The 22,695-nt window shown below is 41.8% G+C and carries 10 protein-coding genes and 1 riboswitch; all 10 genes read left to right on the forward strand.

What is annotated here, in order from left to right; genetic code table 11:
* The first annotated feature begins 22 nt into the window (after positions 1–22).
* The 10 genes from ACZ47Z_RS05785 (at position 23) to ACZ47Z_RS05830 (ending at position 22,604) form a co-directional block, all read left to right on the forward strand.
* Positions 23–6,319 (forward strand): SpaA isopeptide-forming pilin-related protein, encoded by a 6,297-nt coding sequence (locus tag ACZ47Z_RS05785; protein ID WP_464525963.1) that lies wholly within the window; start codon positions 23–25, stop codon positions 6,317–6,319.
* A gap of 88 nt (positions 6,320–6,407) precedes the next feature.
* Positions 6,408–6,548: a hypothetical protein gene (locus ACZ47Z_RS05790; RefSeq protein ID WP_005344203.1), complete on the forward strand. Its 141-nt coding sequence runs from the start codon at positions 6,408–6,410 to the stop codon at positions 6,546–6,548.
* 6 nt (positions 6,549–6,554) lie between these two features.
* On the forward strand, positions 6,555–7,631 hold the full coding sequence (locus tag ACZ47Z_RS05795) for a DUF5688 family protein (protein WP_044921502.1): 1,077 nt from the start codon (positions 6,555–6,557) through the stop codon (positions 7,629–7,631).
* A gap of 68 nt (positions 7,632–7,699) precedes the next feature.
* Positions 7,700–15,382, forward strand: coding sequence for a DEAD/DEAH box helicase family protein (locus ACZ47Z_RS05800; protein WP_464525964.1), 7,683 nt, complete (start codon positions 7,700–7,702; stop codon positions 15,380–15,382).
* 81 nt (positions 15,383–15,463) lie between these two features.
* Entirely contained in the window at positions 15,464–18,202 is a 2,739-nt protein-coding gene (locus ACZ47Z_RS05805) for a YodL domain-containing protein (protein WP_464525965.1), read from the forward strand.
* A gap of 731 nt (positions 18,203–18,933) precedes the next feature.
* Positions 18,934–19,009, forward strand: a riboswitch (cyclic di-GMP riboswitch).
* A gap of 393 nt (positions 19,010–19,402) precedes the next feature.
* The gene (locus ACZ47Z_RS05810) at positions 19,403–19,642 is read left to right on the forward strand and encodes a helix-turn-helix domain-containing protein (protein WP_008688092.1); all 240 of its coding nucleotides are present in this window, start codon (positions 19,403–19,405) and stop codon (positions 19,640–19,642) included.
* Positions 19,643–19,730: 88 nt separating this feature from the next.
* A complete protein-coding gene (locus ACZ47Z_RS05815; protein WP_044921505.1) occupies positions 19,731–20,468 on the forward strand; it encodes a LytR/AlgR family response regulator transcription factor in 738 nt (245 codons plus the stop codon).
* Positions 20,465–21,760: a sensor histidine kinase gene (locus tag ACZ47Z_RS05820; protein WP_005344219.1), complete on the forward strand. Its 1,296-nt coding sequence runs from the start codon at positions 20,465–20,467 to the stop codon at positions 21,758–21,760. The genes ACZ47Z_RS05815 and ACZ47Z_RS05820 overlap by 4 nt, the downstream gene beginning before the upstream one ends.
* A 101-nt stretch (positions 21,761–21,861) precedes the next feature.
* Positions 21,862–22,020, forward strand: a complete 159-nt coding sequence (locus tag ACZ47Z_RS05825) for a cyclic lactone autoinducer peptide (protein ID WP_005344225.1) — start codon at positions 21,862–21,864, stop codon at positions 22,018–22,020.
* A complete protein-coding gene (locus tag ACZ47Z_RS05830; RefSeq protein ID WP_005344227.1) occupies positions 22,020–22,604 on the forward strand; it encodes an accessory gene regulator ArgB-like protein in 585 nt (194 codons plus the stop codon). The genes ACZ47Z_RS05825 and ACZ47Z_RS05830 overlap by 1 nt, the downstream gene beginning before the upstream one ends.
* The last annotated feature ends 91 nt before the right edge of the window (positions 22,605–22,695 follow it).

Below are 22,695 nucleotides of genomic sequence, written 5' to 3' on the forward strand. Positions count from 1 at the left end.
TTATGAAAGAGAGGACCTTAGCATGAAGAAAAAAGGTAATTTTAGAAAAGTAGTATCTGGCTTGCTGGCAGGCATGACAATGCTTAGTACCGTGTTGTCTCCGATGACTGCATATGCAGCGGAGATTCAGCCAGAGGAAAAACCGCCACTTTATGAGGAAGTGAAAGACCTTCTGGATGAAGATGAGGTGGTGACTGCCAAAGATTATGAAATCGAAACAGGCAGTGTATTTGATGTGAAATCAGACTACACAGGACTGGAAATCAAGGATGCTGACAAGGTTAAAGTCACATTCGAGGAAGCAAAGAACGACAAGGATGAGGATTTTACGACAGATCATGCGGACACTTACAAAGCGGTCTATTATGTGGAACCGGTAAATCAGGAGCATCCGAAGTATCAGATCAGCCGAAAGCTGATTGTGCGTGAGAAAGAAACAGAAGTGCAGACAGAAACTGCAGGGAGTGAAGCGGTAACCGAATCCGAAACAGCTGGCAGTGAACAGCAGACAGAAGAAGCGGAGGATTCCGAAGCAGACTCGGAGATTACCGATATTGATGCTGATGAATTTGATGATTTAGTAGAGCAGGCACAGAATCAGGATACCTATGATGAAGAATCAGGGTTAGAGCTTCACGATGTTTTGGAACAGGCAGGAGACGAAGGGGTGGATCTTGATTCTATGGAAGAGGGAGAGATTGCAACATTTGAAGCAGTTTCGGCTTATTCAGCAAGAACTACACAGCAGGTAACGATTGAAAAAGGACCTCTGTATAGATATGCAGATTATAATCTTGGAACCTATCTGACAGAGCCGTACTATATCAGCTACGGAAGCGTCAGAGCAACTGCGTATTGTGTACAGCCAGCAAAACCAGGACCAGGATCTGGAAATTATACAATCACAAAGATCGGGGACAATCAGGCGTTAGCAAAAGTGTGTTATTACGGTACAGATGCCGCAGGGAGCGAAAGTTTTTTTGCGAATAAACACACGGATTTCTCAGAAGGAAAAAGATTCATCATTATTCACATGGCTGCATCGTATGCCAATGGAAGCAGTGATGCATTCTATGGAACAAATGCTACAGGCGAGGCTTTGGCAAAAGAACTCTATAATTATTGTGTGAATAAGCCGGAAATACCAGATGTAGCGATGTCATTTTCAAAACCGAATGTAAAAGCTTATGTAGATGGAAATGTTCAGAGAACGGAGAACATTAAGTTCAATGCATCTTCCCAGCAGAAAATTACAATGGACTTACCAAAGGGTGTAAAGCTCCATAATGTATCTACTGGAAATGTAAGTGCGGCAGGTGCAAGCGTAACAATTGGAGGAGGAACTACGTTTTATCTTTCAGCACCTCTGACACAGACAAAAGATGTAAGTGCTACTTTTTCTGCAAAAATGAAGGGTAGTATTACAAAAGATTATTCAGCATATAAACTGACTACGAATGCAAGTGTTCAGGATCTGGCATTTGTGTTTGGAGAAGGTGTCGCTGATGAAAAATATGTAAGCTTAAAGGTGTCCTGGATTGAACAGGCTACGATCGAAATCGTAAAGAAAGACGATACAGCGGATGTCAATCTTGCAGGTGCAGTATTCGGTGTATACAGCGATGAGGCTTGTACAAAGCTGATCACTCAGATGCCGGCAACAGATAAGAATGGAAAATCTTCTGTTACGATCATCAAGACACAGGATACCGTTTATCTGAAAGAGATCACAGCACCACAGGGATATGTAGTAAATGCAACGGCAACAAATGTAAAACTGGTAGCAAGTAAGACTTCCTCTGTGACTGTAGAAAATAAAGAACAGCTTGCAGAGCTTACCATTTACAAAGAAGGACAGGTTCTTACCGGAGCAGATGTCAGTGAAAATGGAACGGTATTCCAGTATGAAAACCGCAGACAGAAAAATGCAGTGTATAACGTGTATGCCGGGGCAGATATCGTAACTGCTTATGGCACAAAAGTGTACAGCAAAGGTGACCTGGTAAAAGATAATCTGACTACGGGAGAGAATGGTTCTGTTACACTGAAGAACCTGCATCTTGGAAGCTATGTGGTGAAAGAAGCAAAAGCACCGGACAATTTCTATAACGGCAGCGAAGAAAAGCCAGTGACTCTGACTTATGCCGGACAGAATAAAGAAGTTGTATTTGCAGATGTGACTTTTAACAACGAAAGACAGAAAGCAGATGTTTCCGTAGTAAAACAGGATAAAGATACAAAGAAACCACTGAATGGCGGTATTTTTGCTCTGTATGCATTCGATGATATTAGAAATGCAGACGGAACCGTTGTTGTGAAAAAAGGAACACTGATTGAGAAAGCAACTACTGGAGCAGATGGAACTGCAAAATTCACAGCAGATCTTCCGATTGGATATTCCTATTCCGTAAAAGAAGATCAGGCGCCGGAAGGCTATGTAAGAAATACAGAAGATGTGTATACGTTCAAGTTTTCTTACACCAATGATAAAGAAGCAACCGTATTATTTGCCCATACCTTCAGCAATGACCGTGTGACAGCAAAGATCAATTTATTCAAAGTTGATAAAGAAACAGGAAAAGCAGTATCACAGGGAGATGCCACACTGAAAGGTGCAGTTTATGGTCTGTATGCCCGTGAAGATATCGTGCATCCGGACGGAGCAACCGGAACTATTTATAAAGCAGGAGAACAGGTAGCATCTCTTACAACAGATGACAAAGGACAGTCTTCTGTAAAAGGTTTATATCTTGGCAAATATTATGTCAAAGAGATCACACCGCCGACCGGATACCTGGCAGATACAGAAGAGCATGATCTTGTGTGCAGTTATGAAGGAGATATGACAGCAGAAGTAAAAAGAGAGTGCACTTCCAGTGAGCAGGTCATCAAACAGCCATTTCAGATCATCAAAGCAGCCAACAATGGAAAGACCGATGCAGATCTGTTATTCGGAGCCGGATTTACAGTTTATCTGAAATCTTCTCTTACAAAGAAAGCAGATGGAAGCTATGATTTTGATTCTGCCAAACCAGTAGTGAGTGGAGAAAATGGAGCAACTGAGATTTTCACAGATGAAAAAGGGTATGCCTGCAGTATTCCATTACCATTTGGAAGCTATATCGTGCGTGAAACTACAACACCGCACAATTACAAGCCAGTCGATGATTTTGAAGTGAATATCACAGAACATCATCCAAACGAGCCACAGATCTGGCGAGTGCTTCTGGATGAAGAGTTTAAGGCAAAACTGAAAATCGTGAAAAAAGACGATGAAACAAAGAAATCTGTATTGATTGCCGGAACAGAATTTAAGGTATATGACCTGGACAACAAGAAGTATGTGGAGCAGGTAACAACTTACCCAGTGACAACTACTCACAAGTCTTATTTTACGGACAGCCAGGGATATCTGATCATGCCGAAGAATCTGAAGATCGGACATTACCGGATTGAGGAAGTCAACGCACCGGAAGGGTACACAATCAATAAGAACTATGTAGAGATTGCGGTGGATGCAAACACAGCATACCAGATGGATTCTGAGAGCGGAGATGCCATTATTACGGTAGACTACGAGAACCATCCGGTAAAAGGAAAGCTGACGATCTATAAAAAAGGTGAGATGCTGACCGGATTTAAAAAGGATTTTGTTTATGAAGAAAGATACCTGAAGGGTGCATCATTTCATGTCTATGCAGCTGAAAATATCTATACACCGGATTATCAGAAAGATGAAAACGGAAACAGACAGCTGATCTATGCAAAAGATGCACTGGTAACAACGGTAACGACCGGGGAAGACGGAAAAGCAGTTGCTGATAACCTGCCGCTTGGTTCTTACTATGTGGTAGAAAAGACTGCACCGGAAGGATTCGTCCTGAACCATGACAGATCGGATGTCTCATTTGTCTATGCGGATCAGGATACACCTGTGATCGAACAGGAAGTGACTGTTGGTGATGACCGACAGAAAATTGCGATCCAGGTAGAAAAACAGGATGCAGAAAATGGTGCAACCGTAGCAGGAGCTGTCTTTGGCATCTATAACACAGAAGATCTGAAGAATGAGAAAGGTGAGATCATTGTAAAGGCAGATACACTTCTGCAGGAAATGACTTCTGATAACGATGGTCTTGCAGCATGTACGCTGGATCTGCCACTTGGACAGTATTATGTGAAAGAGTTAAAAGCACCGGCGGGATTTGTATCCTCTGATGAAGTTCTGAATCTGGATGCTTCTTACCAGGGACAGGATGTGAAGACAGTAAAACTGAAAACAGTGAAAAAGAACCAGCCAACAACCGTAGAAGTCACAAAATCTGATGTAACAACAGGTGTGGAATTGGATGGGGCAAAACTCACCGTTCTCGATAAAGAAGGAAATGTTGTGGACCAGTGGACTTCTGTAAAAGATCAGCCACATGTGATCAAACGACTGACAGTTGGTGAGGAATACACCCTTCGTGAGGAAATGGCACCTTATGGATATCTGAAAGCAATGGATGTGAAGTTCACGCTGAAAGATACAGCCGAGATTCAGAAAGTAGAGATGAAAGATGAAGTTCCGACAGGACTTCTGATCATCAACAAAAATGGAGAGTTTTTGGATAAAGTGACACTTCTGGACCATGTAAAAGGTACTGTGGAGCATCTCTTTGAATATGTAACCGGAAGTCTTACAGATGTAACTTTCGATGTATTTGCTGCGGAAAATATCAAAGCGGCAGATGGTGTCAGCGAAGATTATTTCAAAGCAGATGAAAAAGTGGGAACTATTACTACAGATTCCAATGGCATTGCACAGATGGGAGATCTCCCGGCTGGAAAATACTATGTGAAGGAAGTAAAAACAGCCCATGGTTATGTGCTGGATAAAGAGCCGAAATATGTTGACCTTTCCTACCGTGATCAGGACACACCAGTCATCACTTATGATGAAAAATGGCAGAATGCCCGTCAGAAAGTAAAGGTTACGGTTGTGAAGAAAGAAAAAGATACAGACCGTGTCCTTGCAGGTGGTGTCTTCGGTCTTTATACCAGTGAAGATATCAAAAATGCAAAGGGCGAGGTACTCCTTGAGAAAGACAGTCTGATCGAGCAGCGAGTAACGGATGAAAAAGGACAGATTACTTTTACGGCAGATCTTCCGGTAGATGGAAAATACTATGTGAAAGAAATCTTTGCGCCGGACGGATTTGTTACAACAGAAGAAGTACAGGAATTTACCTTTGAATATGCCGGAGAAGACCAGGCAGAAGTAAGCTACGACTTTACTTTTGAAAATCAGCCAACCACAGTGGAGCTGTCCAAAACAGACCTGACAACAGGTAAAGAACTTCCAGGTGCACACCTGAAAGTAACGGATTCAGATGGCAATACAGTAGATGAATGGACTTCTACGGAAGAATCCCATGTGATCAAAGAACTGGTTGTTGGTAAGAAATACACCATGACAGAGACAAAACCGGCAGATGGATATGTCACTGCAGAAAGTATTGCTTTCACAGTAGAGAATACAGCAGAGGTTCAGAAGCATGAGATGAAAGACGATGTGACAAAAGTGCAGATCAGTAAGACTGATATCACAGGAGAAACTGAGATTCCAGGTGCGAAACTGACGATTCTCGATAAGGATGATCAGGTAGTAGAGAGCTGGACTTCCACAGAGGAAGCGCACTATATCGAAAAACTGCCAATCGGTAAATATACCTTACGTGAAGAGCAGGCACCGAAAGGATATCTTCTGACAGCCGATGTGACATTTGAGGTGAAAGATAACGGAGAAATCCAGAAAGTGGCTATGAAAGATGATACTGCCAAGGGAAAAGTGATTCTCAATAAGACAGATAAATCGTCAGGAGAACCACTGAAAGGGGTAGAATTTGAACTTCGTGACAGCAAAGGAAAAGTTCTGGAAACCTTAAAGACAGATGCTGCCGGTCATGCAGAAAGTAAGCTGTATGAGATTGCCACATTTAAGAACGGCAAATATGATACCGCTATCAAGTATTATCTGGTGGAAACAAAGACACTGGACGGATACACACTGGATCAGACCAAGCATGAAGTGACATTTGCCTATTCAGATGACAGTACACCGGTTGTGGAAGTTACCTTTAATCTGACAAATGAGAAACCGGAAGTTCCAGAAACACCGAACACACCGGATACACCACAGTCCCATGAAGAGACAAAGGTATCAAACGCACCGAAAACAGGTGACAGCACGAATATCTGGCTGCCAATCCTGCTTCTTGTAATCTCCACAGGAGGTATGGCAGGACTTTATATCAGCCGGAAAAGGAAAAGCAAATAAGGAAACTAAAACCAACGGTTATGATTGGGAGCTTCTATGTGAGGCTCCCTTTTTCATACAAAAAAATCACAGAAAGGAACAGAAAACTATGATGAAAGCAATGGAAAAAAGACAGGAAGCACGAAAAAACCAGGAGAAAACTTTAAAGAGAATGATGGCTTATCAGAAGAAAGCCGAGCAGATGGTCAGCAGAAAAAGAATGAACCATCACATGATCAGAAAGGGGTAAAAGCGTATGATGAACAGAAAAGAATTTTATGAATATGTCAAAGACAATGTAAAGGAGTATCTGCCAGAGTCTTATAAGGACGCAGAAATTAAACTTCAGGAAGTTGAAAAGAATAACGGATTGAAGTTGACTGGTATCACGATTCCAAACGGAGATCAGAGAATCGTACCGACAGTCTATCTGGATTCCCTCTACCAGGAATATATCCATGGAAAAGATGTAGATTCTTGTGTTGGTGATGTAGCTGATATGCGTATTGAGGCACAGGGAAAAGCAGAATTTTTTGATATGGGAGTTCCGGATATTCTGGATTATGAAAAGATGAAAGACAAATTACAGATGAGAATTTGTGATAAGGAATGGAATACCGATCTTCTTGCAGATAAAGTAGTCACAGAACACGGAGATTTTGCAGCTTATTATGCAGTAAATCTGGAGGAAAATGGAGAAGGGATCAGCAGTATTCCGGTAACTGTTTCTCTGATGAACGAGTGGGGAGTATCTGCCGAACAGATTCAAGCGGATGCGATGGTGGCAGACCGAAAACGTGGTGTCACACTTATGGATATGAATGAGATTATCAAATCTATGATTTTTGGTGAAGAACCAGAAAACCTGCTGAATGAAAAAATGGATATGGAAGCCATGGAAAACCCAATGTTCTGTCTGACAAACAAAGCTAAGATGAATGGAGCTTCCCTGTTACTGCAGGAAGATATTCGTAAACAGATTGGGGAATGCCTGGGAAGTGATTACTTTGTCATCCCATCTTCCGTTCATGAAGTGTTGATTCTCCCTGATAACGGAATTTTTCAGGTTCCAGAATTAAATGCGATGGTACAGGAAGTCAATGAGACACAGGTGGAAAGACAGGAACAGCTTTCTGATAAGGTTCAGTTCTGTGATAAAAAGACCGCAGTAATGGAAAATGCTGAGCGTAGGGAAGCACGTCTGGAAAAAGAAAAAGCAGAAGTAAAAGGTGGAATCCATGGAAGATTGGAGAAAGCCAAGGCAGAGATCAAGGCAAAAGAGGCAGACAAAGTGCCAAAGAATAAGTCAAAAGAGCTTGCCACAGCATTATAAAGAGAAACAACGATGATATTAAGGGGACTGTGCCAAGCAGTCCCTGATTTTATGAAAAGGAGTAGCACATGGCAAATAAATTATATGCAATGGAACAGCTAACGGAAGAGGTGGCAAAAGATGTAGCTGCCAGTCCGCAGGAATGGATGCGGTTCCTAAACACTGCATCCAGACTGTACAAATACACTTTTCCAGAACAGCTTTTAATTTATGCACAGCGACCGGAAGCAACTGCCGTAGCATCCATGGAAATCTGGAATCAGAAGATGTACCGCTGGATCAAAAAGGGATCCAAGGGGATTGCCTTGATTGACAATACTTCCGGATCGAAAACAAAACTTCGGTATGTATTTGATGTGCAGGACACTTATAAAGTGCGGAATCTGGGAAAAGATCCTCAGTTATGGAATCTTCCGGTGAAAGGAGAACAGCTGGTTGCAGATTATCTGCAGGAACAGTTATCACTGGAAGATACAGAAGGAGGACTTGCTGAAAGTCTGCATCAGGCAGCGAAGGAGAGTATGCAGGAATGGCTTCCAGATGCATTGGAAGAACTGAGACTGGACGTAACAGGGACATTTTTGGAAGAACTGGACGAACAGAATCAGGAAGTCGAATTTCGGGAACTGATGACCAATAGTGTCTGGTATGTATTACTAAACCGGTGTGGGCTGGATGTACAGGAATATCTGGATGCAGAGGATTTTCGGCATATTACGGACTTCAATCAGCTAAAAGTATTAGGACATCTGGGAAGTGCAGTCAACGAGATCAGCAGACCAGTTCTGATGCAGATCGGACGATATGTTCTGAATGATCTGGAAAATGACCTGAAAACGGTTGCAAAAGAAAAAGAAGTAGCTTATAATGAATTTAACACGTTAATTCGTGAAAGTAATACAGATAACACAGAAGATAGAGAAGAAAAAAAGGAGGAAACAGACTATGAGAGAGATCAGTTACAGCCAGAACGGAGAGTATCAGATTCCAGATATCAGCCTGGAAGAGACGAGAGGAACCATCGGCAAGTACGGAATGATGCGGAAAGAGTATCTGAGAAATCACAAGGTAGCCAGGTTCAACATTCTGACACTGCAGAACCGTCTGGACAGTCATCTGATGGAGATCGACAGTCAGGCAAGACAGAGAGTAGACAACCTGATGAACGAACTTCTGGAGAAAGATCCGGCACCGGACAAGATGGCAGACACAATGGCGTGGACCAGACACATGAACCAGATCAAAGCACAGGCAGAGGAACTGGTGATTCAGGAGATTATTTACAGTTAAGCCTGTTCCCAACAGAAGAGGAACAGTTAGGGGAAATAAGGAAAGCGGCAGCTGCATTAGAACAGCCAGCCGCTTTTCTTATTTCTGATGAAGTGGTAGACGATATTCTCCGAACAGGAAGCGGACAGAAAAATACGCTGTTTCACATTACTGCAAGATTGATTGAGGGTCTGGACAATGAAGAAATGCAAAGCTTCCTGAAAGATGAATATAGAACTGGAGGAAAAGGATTTACCATAGATGGTCAGAAAATCAGTATCTGGTACGACAACGATGGTATCCGTATCCGGAGAGGTGATTCTGCAAGAAGAAACTTTGACCGTATCGTTACGTGGGAAGAATCCGCTGACAGAATCCGAGATATGTATGAGGAGGGAAATTACGTTGATAATCTTATCTCCAATAATGCTATCGAGCAGGAACAGAAAGAAATGACAGATCTTCTGGCACTCCATTTCCGTGATACGAGCAGAAACAGAGAAGAGCAGTTGTCTTATTCTGATTGGCAGGACGTAGTGGGGGCGGCTTGGACAGATCCGGAGGAAGCAGCTGCGACAGCCTATCGTTTTGAATGGCTTCAGGAAGATATGGAAAAGAATCCAGAAGATTATCATCGCTGGGAAATACAGCATAATCCTGAATATTTCCAACGTTATAAAGATCTCCAGAGGGAGCGTTCCTGGGTGGATCAACAGTTTAAAGTAGAGCGACCGGCTCTATCCTTTATCACACAGGATGAAATTGATGCAGTGTTAAGAAGAGGCGGTATTACTGTTGGAGGACGGAATCGAATTTATGAGTATTTCATGGAACACCATGATATGAAAGATGCAGCTGAGTTCTTGAAAAATGAATATGGAACAGGTGGTTCTGCACCCGGAATACCAGGAGCAGATGCTTCTGATGCATCCCACGATGCAAAAGGATTAAAGCTTGCTAAAGGGAAGATTGGCAGTCCAGAGGTAGAAGTTTTATTAAAGTGGAATAAGGTTGCAGAACGTGTTCGCCAGTTAATCCGCACAGATGATTATTTGTCACCGGAAGAAATGGAAAAGTACGAAGAGCGTCAGGAAGCACAAAGACTGGCAGACCTGGAAGAAGCACAGCAGATGTTAGGAGAACAGCTGGAGCAGGATACTTTGACAGCAGAAGATATAACTGATTTGCGATTAGTTGATTCAGAATATATGTCCGGTACCAGAACAAAAATCTATGATTTTGATTGCAAAGTTAAGGGAGAAGAAAATCGACTTCAATACACATTAGAATATCATGATGATGGAGAAGGTTTCACGATTCATACGGAAAAAGATGATATTTGGGATCGAATGTCAACACAAGAATTGGAACGTCTGGATGTAAAACTCGGACAAGAAGTACTTTATTATCATTATCACAACAAAACAGTAAATGCGGATACCTTAGATAAATTACGGGAAATCAGGGAAGAAATCATGGAGGAAGAGTCTTCCTATTTTACTGCGATTTCTCAACGTGTCTGGACAGATTATGATAAAAAAGAAAAAGAACTGTCGGGAGAAGTTGAGGTATCGGAAGAAAAAGAATCATTGGAAGAGATTAACGGAATAGCAGAACTGATTCCAGCAACGAACTTCCATATCACAGATGATGAACTTGGACAGGGAACACCGAAGGAGAAATTCCGAGCCAATATTATGGCTATTCAGCTGTTAAAAAAATGTGAGGATGAGAACCGCAATGCGACACCAGAGGAACAGGAAATCTTATCCAGGTACGTCGGCTGGGGAGGTCTTGCAGATGCATTTGATGAGACAAAATCTGCATGGGAGACAGAATATCTGGAATTAAAGACCGTCCTTACACCGGAAGAATATGCTGCATCCAGAGCTTCCACATTAAATGCTCATTTTACACAGCCGATTGTGATTGAAAGTATGTATCAGGTGTTGGAGAATCTGGGATTTACAAAGGGAAATATCCTGGAGCCATCTATGGGAGTCGGGAACTTCTTTGGAAAGCTTCCGGAGAATCTAAACCAGTCCAAACTCTATGGAGTGGAACTGGACAGCATCAGTGGTAGAATTGCTAAACTTCTCTATCCAGATGCCAATATCCAGATCAAAGGCTTTGAGAAGACGGATTATCCAAATGATTTCTTTGACGTGGCAATCGGAAATGTGCCATTCGGTGCATATAAGGTCAATGACCGTCAGTATGACCGCTATAATTTCATGATTCATGATTATTTTCTTGCCAAAACGATAGATCAGTTACGTCCAGGTGGAGTGGCTGCGTTGATCACAACAAAGGGAACCATGGACAAGGCATCACCGGAAGTCCGGAAATATTTGGCAGAGCGTGCAGACTTGCTGGGGGCAATCCGACTGCCGAACACAGCTTTTAAGGCAAATGCAGGAACAGAAGTCAGTGCTGATATTTTGTTTTTCCAGAAGCGTGAGAGTTTCACAAAAGAGATGCCAGACTGGGTGAATTTGGAGAGTGATGCAAATGGGATTACCATTAACAAGTATTTTGTTCAGCATCCGGGAATGATTCTTGGTGAGATGAAAGAAGTGTCCGGTCCGTATGGTATGGAAACAACCTGTGCTCCAATGGAAGGAGCTGTTCTGGAATTACAGTTACAAGAAGCTGTAAAACACATCAAGGGAAGCATGGTACCGGCAGTAGATGTGGAGACAGAACTGGATGAGATGCCAGAGAGTATTCCGGCAGATCCAAATGTCCGAAATTACAGCTATACGGTGGTAGATGATCAGGTATATTACCGTGTCAATTCTTTGATGAATCAGGTGAAAATGCCAGCCGCCACTGCAGAACGTGTGAAAGGCATGGTTGTAATCCGTGATACTGTTCGTGAGCTGATCTCCATGCAGATGCAAGAATTTGTCACAGACGAAGAAATCCAGAAACAGCAGAAAAAACTGAATCAGGTGTATGATACCTACACAGCAAAGTATGGAGTTATTGGAAGTAATGCTAACAAACGTGCATTTTCTGATGACTCTTCTTATTGTCTGCTGTGTTCCCTGGAAGACTTGAATGAAGATGGAACATTGAAGCGGAAAGCGGACATGTTTACCAAACGAACCATTAAAAAGGCGGTCGCTGTGACAAGTGTGGAGACAGCCACAGAAGCACTTGCTCTGTCCCTAAATGAAAAGGCTAAAGTAGATCTCCCATATATGGCACAGTTGACCGGAAAGACCGAAGAGAAAATCACAGAAGAGCTGGTTGGAGTTATCTTCAAAAATCCACTGACAGACCAGTGGGAAAGTGGAGATGAATATCTGTCCGGAAATGTTAGGGATAAATTAAATACAGCGAGAACTTTTGCAGAGAATCATCCAGAATTCACACCGAATGTCCGTGCATTGGAGGCAGTTCAGCCGAGAGATCTGGAAGCATCGGAGATTGAAGTGCGTATTGGAGCCACCTGGATTGAACCTTCGGATTATCAGGAGTTTATGGTGGAACTGCTTCATACGCCGAGGTATCTTGCGCAGAAGGAAATACAGGTAAAATTCTCTGAGGTAAATGGTGAGTGGAGGATTACAGGAAAGAACGCCGACAGTCCAAGAAATGCGTTTGCCTATGCAACGTATGGAACGGAGAGAGCAAATGCCTACCGGATTCTGGAAGATACCTTGAATCTAAAAGATGTTAGAATCTATGATAAAGTCGTAAATGACAATGGGGATGAAGTGCGAGTTTTGAATAAAAAAGAAACTATATTGGCATCACAAAAGCAGGATGCTTTGAAGGCTGCATTCCAAGATTGGATTTTTAAGGATCAGCAGAGGAGAGAAAGACTGGTAAGCGTGTACAATGAACGTTTTAATAGTATCCGTCCCCGTGAATACGATGGAAGTCATCTGACTTTCCCAGGAATGAATCCGGAAATAGAACTTCGACCGCATCAGAAAAATGCAGTCGCACATCAGCTATATGGTGATAATGTGCTTCTTGCTCATGTGGTAGGTGCTGGGAAGACCTACGAAATGGTAGCGGCGGCAATGGAGAGCAAACGTCTGGGATTATCTCAGAAAAATCTTTTTGTAGTTCCGAACCATCTGACAGAGCAGTGGGGAGCTGAGTTCCTACAGCTATATCCAGGGGCGAACATTCTGGTAGCAACCAAAAAAGATTTTGAACCGGCAAACCGGAAAAAGTTCTGTGCCAGGATCGCTATGGGAAACTATGATGCCATTATTATCGGTCATTCTCAGTTTGAGCGTATTCCAATCTCTGATGAGAAACAAGAAGCCATGCTTCAGAGGCAGATTGATGATCTGGAAATGGCAATCCAGAGTGCAAGATATGAACAGGATGGTGGACGTTATACCGTCAAACAGATTGAAAAGACAAGAAAAACACTGCAGACAAGGCTGGAGAAACTGAATCAGAAAGAGAAAAAAGATCAGGTAGTTACTTTTGAAGAACTGGGAGTGGATCACTTGTATGTAGATGAAGCACACAGCTATAAAAATGCGTTTCTTTATACAAAAATGAGAAACGTAGCCGGGATTGCACAGAACGAAGCACAGAAATCCGCAGATATGTTCAATAAATGTCAGTATCTGGATGAGATTACCGGAGGAAAAGGCATTACCTTTGCTACGGGCACACCGATCAGCAATAGTATGACGGAATTATATGTTATGCAGCGGTATCTGCAGAACAGCAAATTACAAAATATGGGACTTGGACTGTTTGATTCCTGGGCCTCCACCTTTGGCGAGGTAGTCACGAGCATTGAGCTTGCACCGGAAGGAACAGGCTACCGTGCAAAATCAAGATTTGCAAGATTTTATAATATTCCGGAACTGATGAATATGTTTAAGGAGATTGCAGATATCAAGACTTCCGATCAGTTAAAACTTCCTGTGCCGGAAGCAGAATATGAAACAGTGGTGCTGAAACCAACTGAACAGCAGAAAGAAATCGTAGAAAGTCTGGGGGAACGTGCAGAAGTTGTCAGAAACGGAGGGGTAGATGCTTCGGTTGATAATATGCTGAAAATCACCAATGATGGAAGAAAATTAGCATTGGATCAGCGTTTGGTGAACGAATTATTGCCAGATAATCCAGAAAGCAAAATATCAGTCTGTGCAGAGAAAAGCTATGAGATCTGGAAAGACACAGCAGCACAGAAATCGGCACAGCTGATTTTTTGTGACTTGAGCACACCGAAAGGTGATGGCAGTTTCAATGTTTATGACGACTTGAAGCAGAAACTGATGGAAAAAGGTGTACCGGAAAAAGAGATTGCATTCATTCATGATGCAAATACAGAAGCAAAGAAGACGGAGTTGTTTGGAAAAGTGAAATCCGGGCAGGTTCGTTTTTTGATTGGTTCGACAGCAAAGATGGGTGCCGGGACCAACGTGCAGGATCGTCTGATTGCGTTGCACCATCTGGATATTGGCTGGAAACCATCTGACTTGGAACAGAGGGAAGGGCGTATTATCCGCCAGGGAAATCATAATAAAAAGGTTCATATCTTCCGATATGTAACAGAATCCACATTCGACAGCTACATGTGGCAGCTGATCGAGAATAAGCAGAAATTCATTTCTCAGATTATGACCAGCAAAGCACCTGTGCGAAGCTGTGAAGATGTGGACGAAGCGGCACTTTCCTATGCAGAGGTCAAAGCTCTTGCAACCGGAAATCCAGCAGTAAAAGAGAAGATGGCATTGGATGTTGATGTGGCAAAATTAAAACTTTTAAAAGCCAACCACATGAATAACCAGTACCGCCTGGAAGATGATATTGCAAGAAATTTTCCACAACAGATTGCAAAACTGACAGAAATCATTGACAGCTACAAGGCAGACATCGCTCATTACTCAGAGCATAAAATCACAGATCCAGAGCAGTTTACTATGGAGATTGGTGGCAAAGAGTTCACAGAAAAGAAAGAGGCAGGAGCAGCACTTCTGGCGGTATGTAAAGATATTAAAGCTGTAGATGCTGCGATGGATATCGGAAACTATCAGGGATTCAATATGAGGATTCAGTTTGATGGATGGAGTAAAGAATTTATTCTATCTGTCAAACATGAGTCTGTCTCGAAAGTTCATCTTGGAGCAGATGCACTTGGAAATATTACTCGTATCAACAATCTGTTGGACAGTTATCCAGAGAAGCTTTCAGAAGCACAACAAAGACTGGAAACAGTATATGAACAGCTTGCAAATGCAAAAGAAGAGGTTGGAAAGCCATTTCCAAAAGAAGAGGAGTTGAACCAGAAACTGGAGCGACTGTCAGAATTAAATGCATTGCTCAATATGGATGAACGGGAAGATGCAGAAGCAGAGGTGTTCGAATCAGATGAGAAAGAAGAAAGACCGACACGTGGTTCTATCCATGAAAAACTGCAGATTTATAAAGAAAAGAGTCAGCGGGAAAGTGAAACTGGCAAGGATAACAGAAAACGGGACTTCGGTCTGGAATAAGTAAACAGGAAAGATGGCATAATCTGGCAGAAAGAATGTTCTGTGGGTTATGCCATCTTTCAGAATACAGGAGGAACTTATATGGCGAGAAATATGATAACAGGAAAAGAGACGCAGAAAATGCAGGAATATACGCAGGAACGTATCGCCCAGGCAGAGCGTAGAGATATAGAATTTTCAACAGATGTAAAAGAACAGCTTTTTGAATATGCGAATCTGATCGGCGAGGAAGAAAAAGTTAGGATTCTGGTAAGAAATCTGGCAGATGCAGTGAGTCAGGCAGATCAAGAAGGTGTAGAGGATTTGCTAGATGACGCAAGAATGGATATTCAGGAACTTCCAGATCCAACCATAGGTAAGCTGGAATTACATGACTATGGATATATGGAAGAAGATATGGTGCCACTTAGAAAAGAAGCAGCTTTGGATTATCACAGAATGGGTTCTAAGATTTATTGTCTTGGCAGTGATGGCAGTAAAGGTGAATATGCGAGTAAAGAAATGATACAGGCACATGACGGTTTGTTTGGAATGGAATTGCAGATGTGGGAACGGATAAAGGATAACAACCTAGATTATGCAGAAGAAAATTTAGGAGCATTTCAGGAGCCTATGAGTGTCATTGAGCAGGAAGAAGCACTGAAATTATACGATGCCGGAGCAGATATCTATCTGATCACTAATTTTTCATCACCGATGTATGTCACAGAACGCATGGAAATTGAACGAGGACCGGAACATTATCAGATGTCTATGACAGAACTGGAGCGTTTCCGCAGTCTGGAATGGGAAATGCAGAAATATCCACAGATTCAGTCTTTGAAAGAAGCAAACCTGTTGTTAGGAACAAGAAGGACATTTGGAATTTATCAGATCCGGGATGATTCACCGGGCGAAAACTATGCATTTATGAATATGAGTTTTATTGAAAGTCATGGTATGCAGATAAAAAAAGAAGATTATAAACTGGTCTATGTTGGTGAATTATCAGGAAATATGTCACTGGATGATATTTTTGAAAGGTTCAACATTGACAGACCGGAAGACTTCCGTGGTCACTCCCTGTCTGTCAGTGATATCGTAGTTCTGAATGACGGGGAAAAGGTAACTGCCCATTTTGTAGACAGTATCAGTTTTGAACAGATGGATTCTTTCCTGAATCTGGAAGAACAGGTTCTTAATGAACTGGCATATGAGGTAGGAGAACGGTATTTTGCTATTCAGGGAACAGAAGAAGGATATGATTATTCCTTTTACGATGAAGATTTCCGCTTGATAGATGGTGGCGTTTATGAGAATGATGAAATTTCTATTGAAGAAGCGGCAGAGGAACTTCTGGAAGACGAAGGCTGGAATGGAGAACGCATCCGTGGAGATTATGATCGGTTGATGGAGAAAGTAGAAGAAATGGATGAGGTTGTAATGGCAGAGATTCAGAAAAGCCAGGGCGAATATAAGCCTTTGGCAAAGGTGGAGGAACTGGAAGAAGCAAATTATAACATGATTGATAACGTCCTTAACAATATGCCACCGAAGAAAGAACCATATCTGGAATACTTTGCGGCAGAATGCGATGAGTTCCATGATATGGGAGCGTATGAAAAAAGTACCGATGCTAATCAGATTGCTGCAGTCTATGAAAAATATAGGGAGAATCCAAAAACAGCGTATCTGGGATGCTCGATGGGAATTATTTATCATGATCCGGAAGACAGTTACTATGATGAAGCTGAATTTGCAATTGTAAAAGGAAATACTGTGTTTGGAAATCTGATGGATGATGTTCGGTTTTATGGGGAACTTGCATTGGTACGGGAAGGAATTGAGAAAATTCATGAAGCATTACCTGACTATAAGTACGTTCCGATGCGGGATGTTCGAGAAGCAATGTATCCAGAGAAGATGACCACAGAACAGTTAGTAGAGGCACTGGATGAGATTGCAGAAGCGTTTGATCCATATGAGTATCGGGATAATGTGGAGCCGGGAGAAAATACGGTACAGGAAGTAATGCTGGATTTGCGAAGTGGAAATATTCATTACTATGTTTCTTACTTGAAAGATATTGTAGACGAAGAATGCGACTTGTCTGTTCGTGCAGGTGTATTGATTGAAAGGCTAAAAGCCTATGAACCGGAACTTCCAAAAGATATGCAACCAATGGTGTATGTGAATTATTGTGAGAAAAGTGAACTGGGGAATCCAAGATGCCAGAAGTTATCTGATTTGGATTCCAAAACCATAGAACAGGACAAAGTCTGGTATGCTGATCGTGATCCAAAGACTAACGAACCAAAAACGACAGCACAGATGTTTTTTACAGTATATTATGCTGAGAAGGGCGACAAGATGCTGCATCATTTTCAAGGTAAGATAGATATTGGTACCGGAAACGGCGGTATCATCAGTCAGTTAAAGATGCAGAATGAAATGAAATTGACAGATGAAAGCTGGATCAGCTACCAGCAAGGAAAAGGCAATGAAGAGTATCAGAAGTATATGGAAGATCTGACAGATATGCAGAATCATGTACTGCCGTATCTGCAGAGCTTTTGCAGCCTGGAAGAAAAAGGTGTGAAGGAGAGACGAGAACAGCAGGTAGCAGAGAAAAATGAGAGCAGAGAAGCTGTGCCAAGAACTGGCGGTGAAGCAAATATAGCAGTTAAGGATGCGGGGAAAGCTGAAAGAAAGGAAATAACAGGAAAAGAGAAGAAACCGTCGATCCATGAACGCTTGGAAATCAATAAGAGAATCATCCAGGAAAAACAGGGAAAAGATGAGCCGGAGAGAGGAGCTGATTTGAGTGTAAGGATGGTGTAGTATAAGATAGAATGGAGTCGGAGGTCACAGATAACAATGTGGCTTTCGGCTTTTTGTTTTGAATGATTATGCTTCAAACTTTTATGTGATAAACGTAACTTGCTGTGATATTATAAAAATGATATAAGCGAAAATGACTTTTGCGGAAAGGAAAGTATCTTTATTTTTTTATGTGTATGCTTCCTATTGTGGAAATGAATACTTGCAAAGTTGATAACTAATATTTTTCTGCTATTACAGGTGCAATAAGAACATGTAATAGCGGAAATGAGGAATAGTTACTTGTAGATAGAGAAGTATATTGCGGATAAAATAACATCTCTATGTGAAAAGCGTGATATCAGTAAATGCAGATTATCGCAACTGTCGGGAATTTCCCAGTCGTCACTGGGAAGAATCATGGCGCAGGAAAACCTGCCGTCGCTGATCACACTTGAAAAATATGTACAGCTTTGGGCGTGACATTATCGTAGTTTTTTCAGGAAGATAATTCAGAGAATCTGACAGAAAAACAGAAAGAAGTTCTAGGAATATGGAACGATCTGAGTACAAATGAGCAGGAAACAGTAATGTCAATGCTGCGTGGACTTCGGAAGTAGAAGAACAGTTCGGGTATATGTATCGGCTGTTCTTTTTTGTTTTTCGGGCGTTAAAACGATAAATTTTTCTTGTGTATAGTTGAGCGTTAAAGTATAATAAAATCAATTTTTTGCATAAGATTAGAGCTATAATAAGGAAATCGGCAAACCAGATGAAAGTCTGGGACGCAAAGCTACAGGGCCTGTAAAATGGCAGCCAGATGCATAAAATGAGGTGCACTGTCTGTTTGGCAGTGTTTTTTTACGGTGTTATTTCATAGACGTAACAATAATGATTTTATCAGGAAAGAATGAGAAAAATAAAAGTATGAAAAAGGCAAAACGATGACTGGCAACAGTGGGAAAGAAGAACGGAGGCTCCGGCCCGGCACATTGGAAAATAAAAAATATGGAAAATAGTATGATAAGTGAAAAGCCCTGCGCAGGACCGGATGTGTTCTCGTGGGGCTTTTCTGCGTCTGATAAAGACAGGTTTTTTGCGGATTTCTCTAAAAACAGGAAAACTGTCAAAAAATATCATACATAGATCAAAAAGACTATATATGGGCGACCTTTTAAAGACGGTTTATATAAAATAGAAGAAAAAAAGGTGGTTGATTCCGTGGATATAAAAACAGCGGTCATATATCGGTTAAACGATCTGATTAAGCAGAAAGATATCACAGTGAATGAAGCGGCGGTGCGCTCAGGCGTCCCGCCTTCAACACTGAAAAATATTTTGTATGGACAAAGCAGGAATGCTGGCGTAGTTACAATTAAAAAGATATGCGATGGATTGGATATTACAATACAGGAATTTTTTGAAGATCCCATCTTCGCAGATTTGGAACCGGAGTTATAGGAACAGGCAAATAATCTTAGGATTCAGATTCTGCAAGATGGTTTTTTTATGGGAAAGGGTTAGAAGAAACTAACACTGGAGGATGAATATGTGTAAAATAGCAATTTGCGACGATGATAAAGAATACAGGGAGAAAATAAAGACGGTCATAAAAACGGAAGGGATTCTGTCTTCGAATGAGATACGGTTTTATGAATATGAATCAGGAAAAGAATTATTGGAAGATGCGGATATTTTGCATGATCTGATTTTTATGGATATGCGTATGCCTGGATTGGATGGAAATAAAACAGTACTGAAGCTGAGGGAATATAATGAAGCAGCGATATTGGTGTTCTGCTCCGGCTGTTTTGAACCGACTCCTGACAGCATTAATGTTGGACAACCGTTCCGGTACATCATGAAGGATCTGCATGACAGAAGTCTGAAAAAGGAAATACCTATGATTTTATTAAAAGTGAAATTGTGCTGTGGAGATTCTTCCGTGACAGTTACATCGGCGGGAAGGATAATGCGCATCCATACGGAAGACATTTTATATATCTGTCTGGCGAAAAGGGGCTGTACGATATACATTGCCAGACAGGGAAAGATAGAAGAGATGCATTGCAAGGAATCTTTAAGTGATCTGTATGAGTGTCTGGCCGGAAGGGGATTTGAGTATGCACACAACAGCTATATTGTGAATTTGGCAAAAGTGGAAGGATTGGAAAAGAACGTTGCGTTGCTGTCGTTTGGAATCCAGTTGAATGTTTCGAGGTCGAGAAAAGGACAGTTTGCCGACGCACTGATAACATTTCTTGGGGAAAGGAACGGCATGGTATGATAATAAGAGATTATTTGATTTGTCTTCTTCAGATGTATCTGTTGGAGGACTTGGAAAAGAACATACTCCCATACAGAAGAGAAAGATTCTGGGAAAAATTTCTCGTATATTGTATCGCAGCACTGGCAATGTTCGGAACCAACCGCCTGGAATCCTCAATACTTAATATGGTAATGATTCCGGTAATCTATATGATCGCGTCTATGGTTGTGTTCCGGGGAAATATATGGAAGAAGCTGGTTACGGTATGCTGCTATTATGTGCTGGCAATTATTCCCGAATTTCTCTTTGCGGCACTTACGAATGCATATGGCGTGACTGGTGCGTCCGAGGGCTTCAGGACTGAAACAGAAAAGACATTAGCACTCCTGCTGATGAGTACCATGACATTTCTGTTTATTAAATGCATTAATCAGGTAACAAGGAAAAGGGATTATCTGACGATTGAAAATAAAACATTTACAGTGCTGCTCATGCTGCCAACCGCAACGATCGTTATGTTAGGATGTATGTTTTATTCGCACACTTCTTTTGAAGGAATGAACAGGGTCATGGTTCCGGTAGGAGCTTCGCTTCTGTTAATGACGAATATCTTCATTTTCACAGTATTTGACAGGTTTGTAGAAAAATCAGAAGAAGTGAAGAAGATGGACCGGCTATACCAGAAAAGCAGGGCGGAGATTGCCAATCTGCAGTATATGAATAAGGTTAATGAGGATAACAGAGCATTCTTACACGATATAAATAAATTTATCTGTACAGTAGCCGGCTTGATAGAAGAAGGAGAGAATCAAGAGGTTAAGGACATCATGGAACATTTAGGCGTCCGGATTCAGAATCTTCAAAAAAGTGTATATTGTGAGCATCCGATCTTGAACAGCATCCTATGTGAAAGAAAATTTCTTGCAGAATCTAAGGATATATCCTATAGGATTACCCTGGGTAATGATCTCAGACTGGATTTTCTGGAAGAGTTGGATTTGATCTCGATCGTAGGGAATCTTTTGGATAACGCACTGGAAGCGGCAGAAAAGACAGAAGATGGCAGATATGTGGAATGCAGGATGTATATGGGAAATGCGGGGCATTTCCTTGTCATGGAATTTTGCAATGGGTATGTCGTCCCTCTGTTAAAGGACAAGGACAGGTACATAAGCACCAAAAGAGACGCGGACAGTCACGGGATCGGACTGCACACGGTTGGAAAACTGGTTAAAAAGTATGCGGGAATTATGCGAGTGGAGGCAGGAGAACGGGAGTTCTCTGTTAAGCTGATCTTTACAATCAAATAAGGACGTGCAAAAATCGCCCAAAAAGTTACCGTTTTTGCCGCGGTAATTGAAAAGAGGGCGATTTTTGTGTAAACTTTCGGAAAAAAGGAGGCTTTGTAACTATGAAAAAAATAATCAGAAAAAACCTGGGAATCAAACTGCTTGGAGCTGTAAACTGTCTTGCACTCTGCTTGACGGCGTATACGGCAAATCTGGCGTGCAACTGGCTGTACTATCAGGAAGATGAGCCGGAAGAAGTTAAGAAAATGAGGAAATTCTAGTGTGGAAAAAAATGGCTGGTCGGCTTTTTGAACTACAAAGCAGGAATGGGATTCTTGAAGAGAAAGACCGCAGGCTGTATGAATATGCTTACGGCGTACTGCTGGGCAGGGTGGTAATATACCTTATCATCGTCATACTTGGCATCATAACGGGGAATTGGATGGAGATGATAGTCTTTTTATTGCCCTTTACTGTTTTAAGGCAGTATGCCGGAGGGATTCATTTGGAAAAGGCAGGGGGCTGCATGGCTGTTTCCGGTATCCTTGTCCTTCTATGCAGTCTGTATCTGGCGTCTGCTCCGGCTGTAATATGGCAAATGCGGATCATATGGTTTGTCGCGGTTGGCGTTATATTTATCATGGCGCCGGTAGATGCCAGCAGCAAGAAGTTGGATGCGAAAGAGAAAAAAGTTTATGGGATGCGCGCGAGGGTAATTTTAGTTATTGAATGCGCGATAGCAGGTGTTTTTTCTGTGATTGGATATTCCCTGATCGTAAACGGGATTATGGTAGCGCATATTGTTTTGGCGTCTGGTTTAATATTAGGATGGACCAAAATTTTTTTTGATAAAGAGTTAGAGTGAACTAATCCATGATAGGAATAAGAAATACCTGGGAAAAGCGTATTGCAAAAGGATGATAAACAGAACAAAAAGAACATGATACAAGAGGAAT

This window comes from Mediterraneibacter faecis (genome assembly GCF_055383675.1).

Coding starts and splice junctions, on each gene's coding strand:
- ACZ47Z_RS05785 (WP_464525963.1), top strand. CDS start 23: ATGAAGAAAAAAGGTAATTTTAGAAAAGTAGTATCTGGCTTGCTGGCA.
- ACZ47Z_RS05790 (WP_005344203.1), top strand. CDS start 6,408: ATGATGAAAGCAATGGAAAAAAGACAGGAAGCACGAAAAAACCAGGAG.
- ACZ47Z_RS05795 (WP_044921502.1), top strand. CDS start 6,555: ATGATGAACAGAAAAGAATTTTATGAATATGTCAAAGACAATGTAAAG.
- ACZ47Z_RS05800 (WP_464525964.1), top strand. CDS start 7,700: ATGGCAAATAAATTATATGCAATGGAACAGCTAACGGAAGAGGTGGCA.
- ACZ47Z_RS05805 (WP_464525965.1), top strand. CDS start 15,464: ATGGCGAGAAATATGATAACAGGAAAAGAGACGCAGAAAATGCAGGAA.
- ACZ47Z_RS05815 (WP_044921505.1), top strand. CDS start 19,731: ATGTGTAAAATAGCAATTTGCGACGATGATAAAGAATACAGGGAGAAA.
- ACZ47Z_RS05820 (WP_005344219.1), top strand. CDS start 20,465: ATGATAATAAGAGATTATTTGATTTGTCTTCTTCAGATGTATCTGTTG.
- ACZ47Z_RS05825 (WP_005344225.1), top strand. CDS start 21,862: ATGAAAAAAATAATCAGAAAAAACCTGGGAATCAAACTGCTTGGAGCT.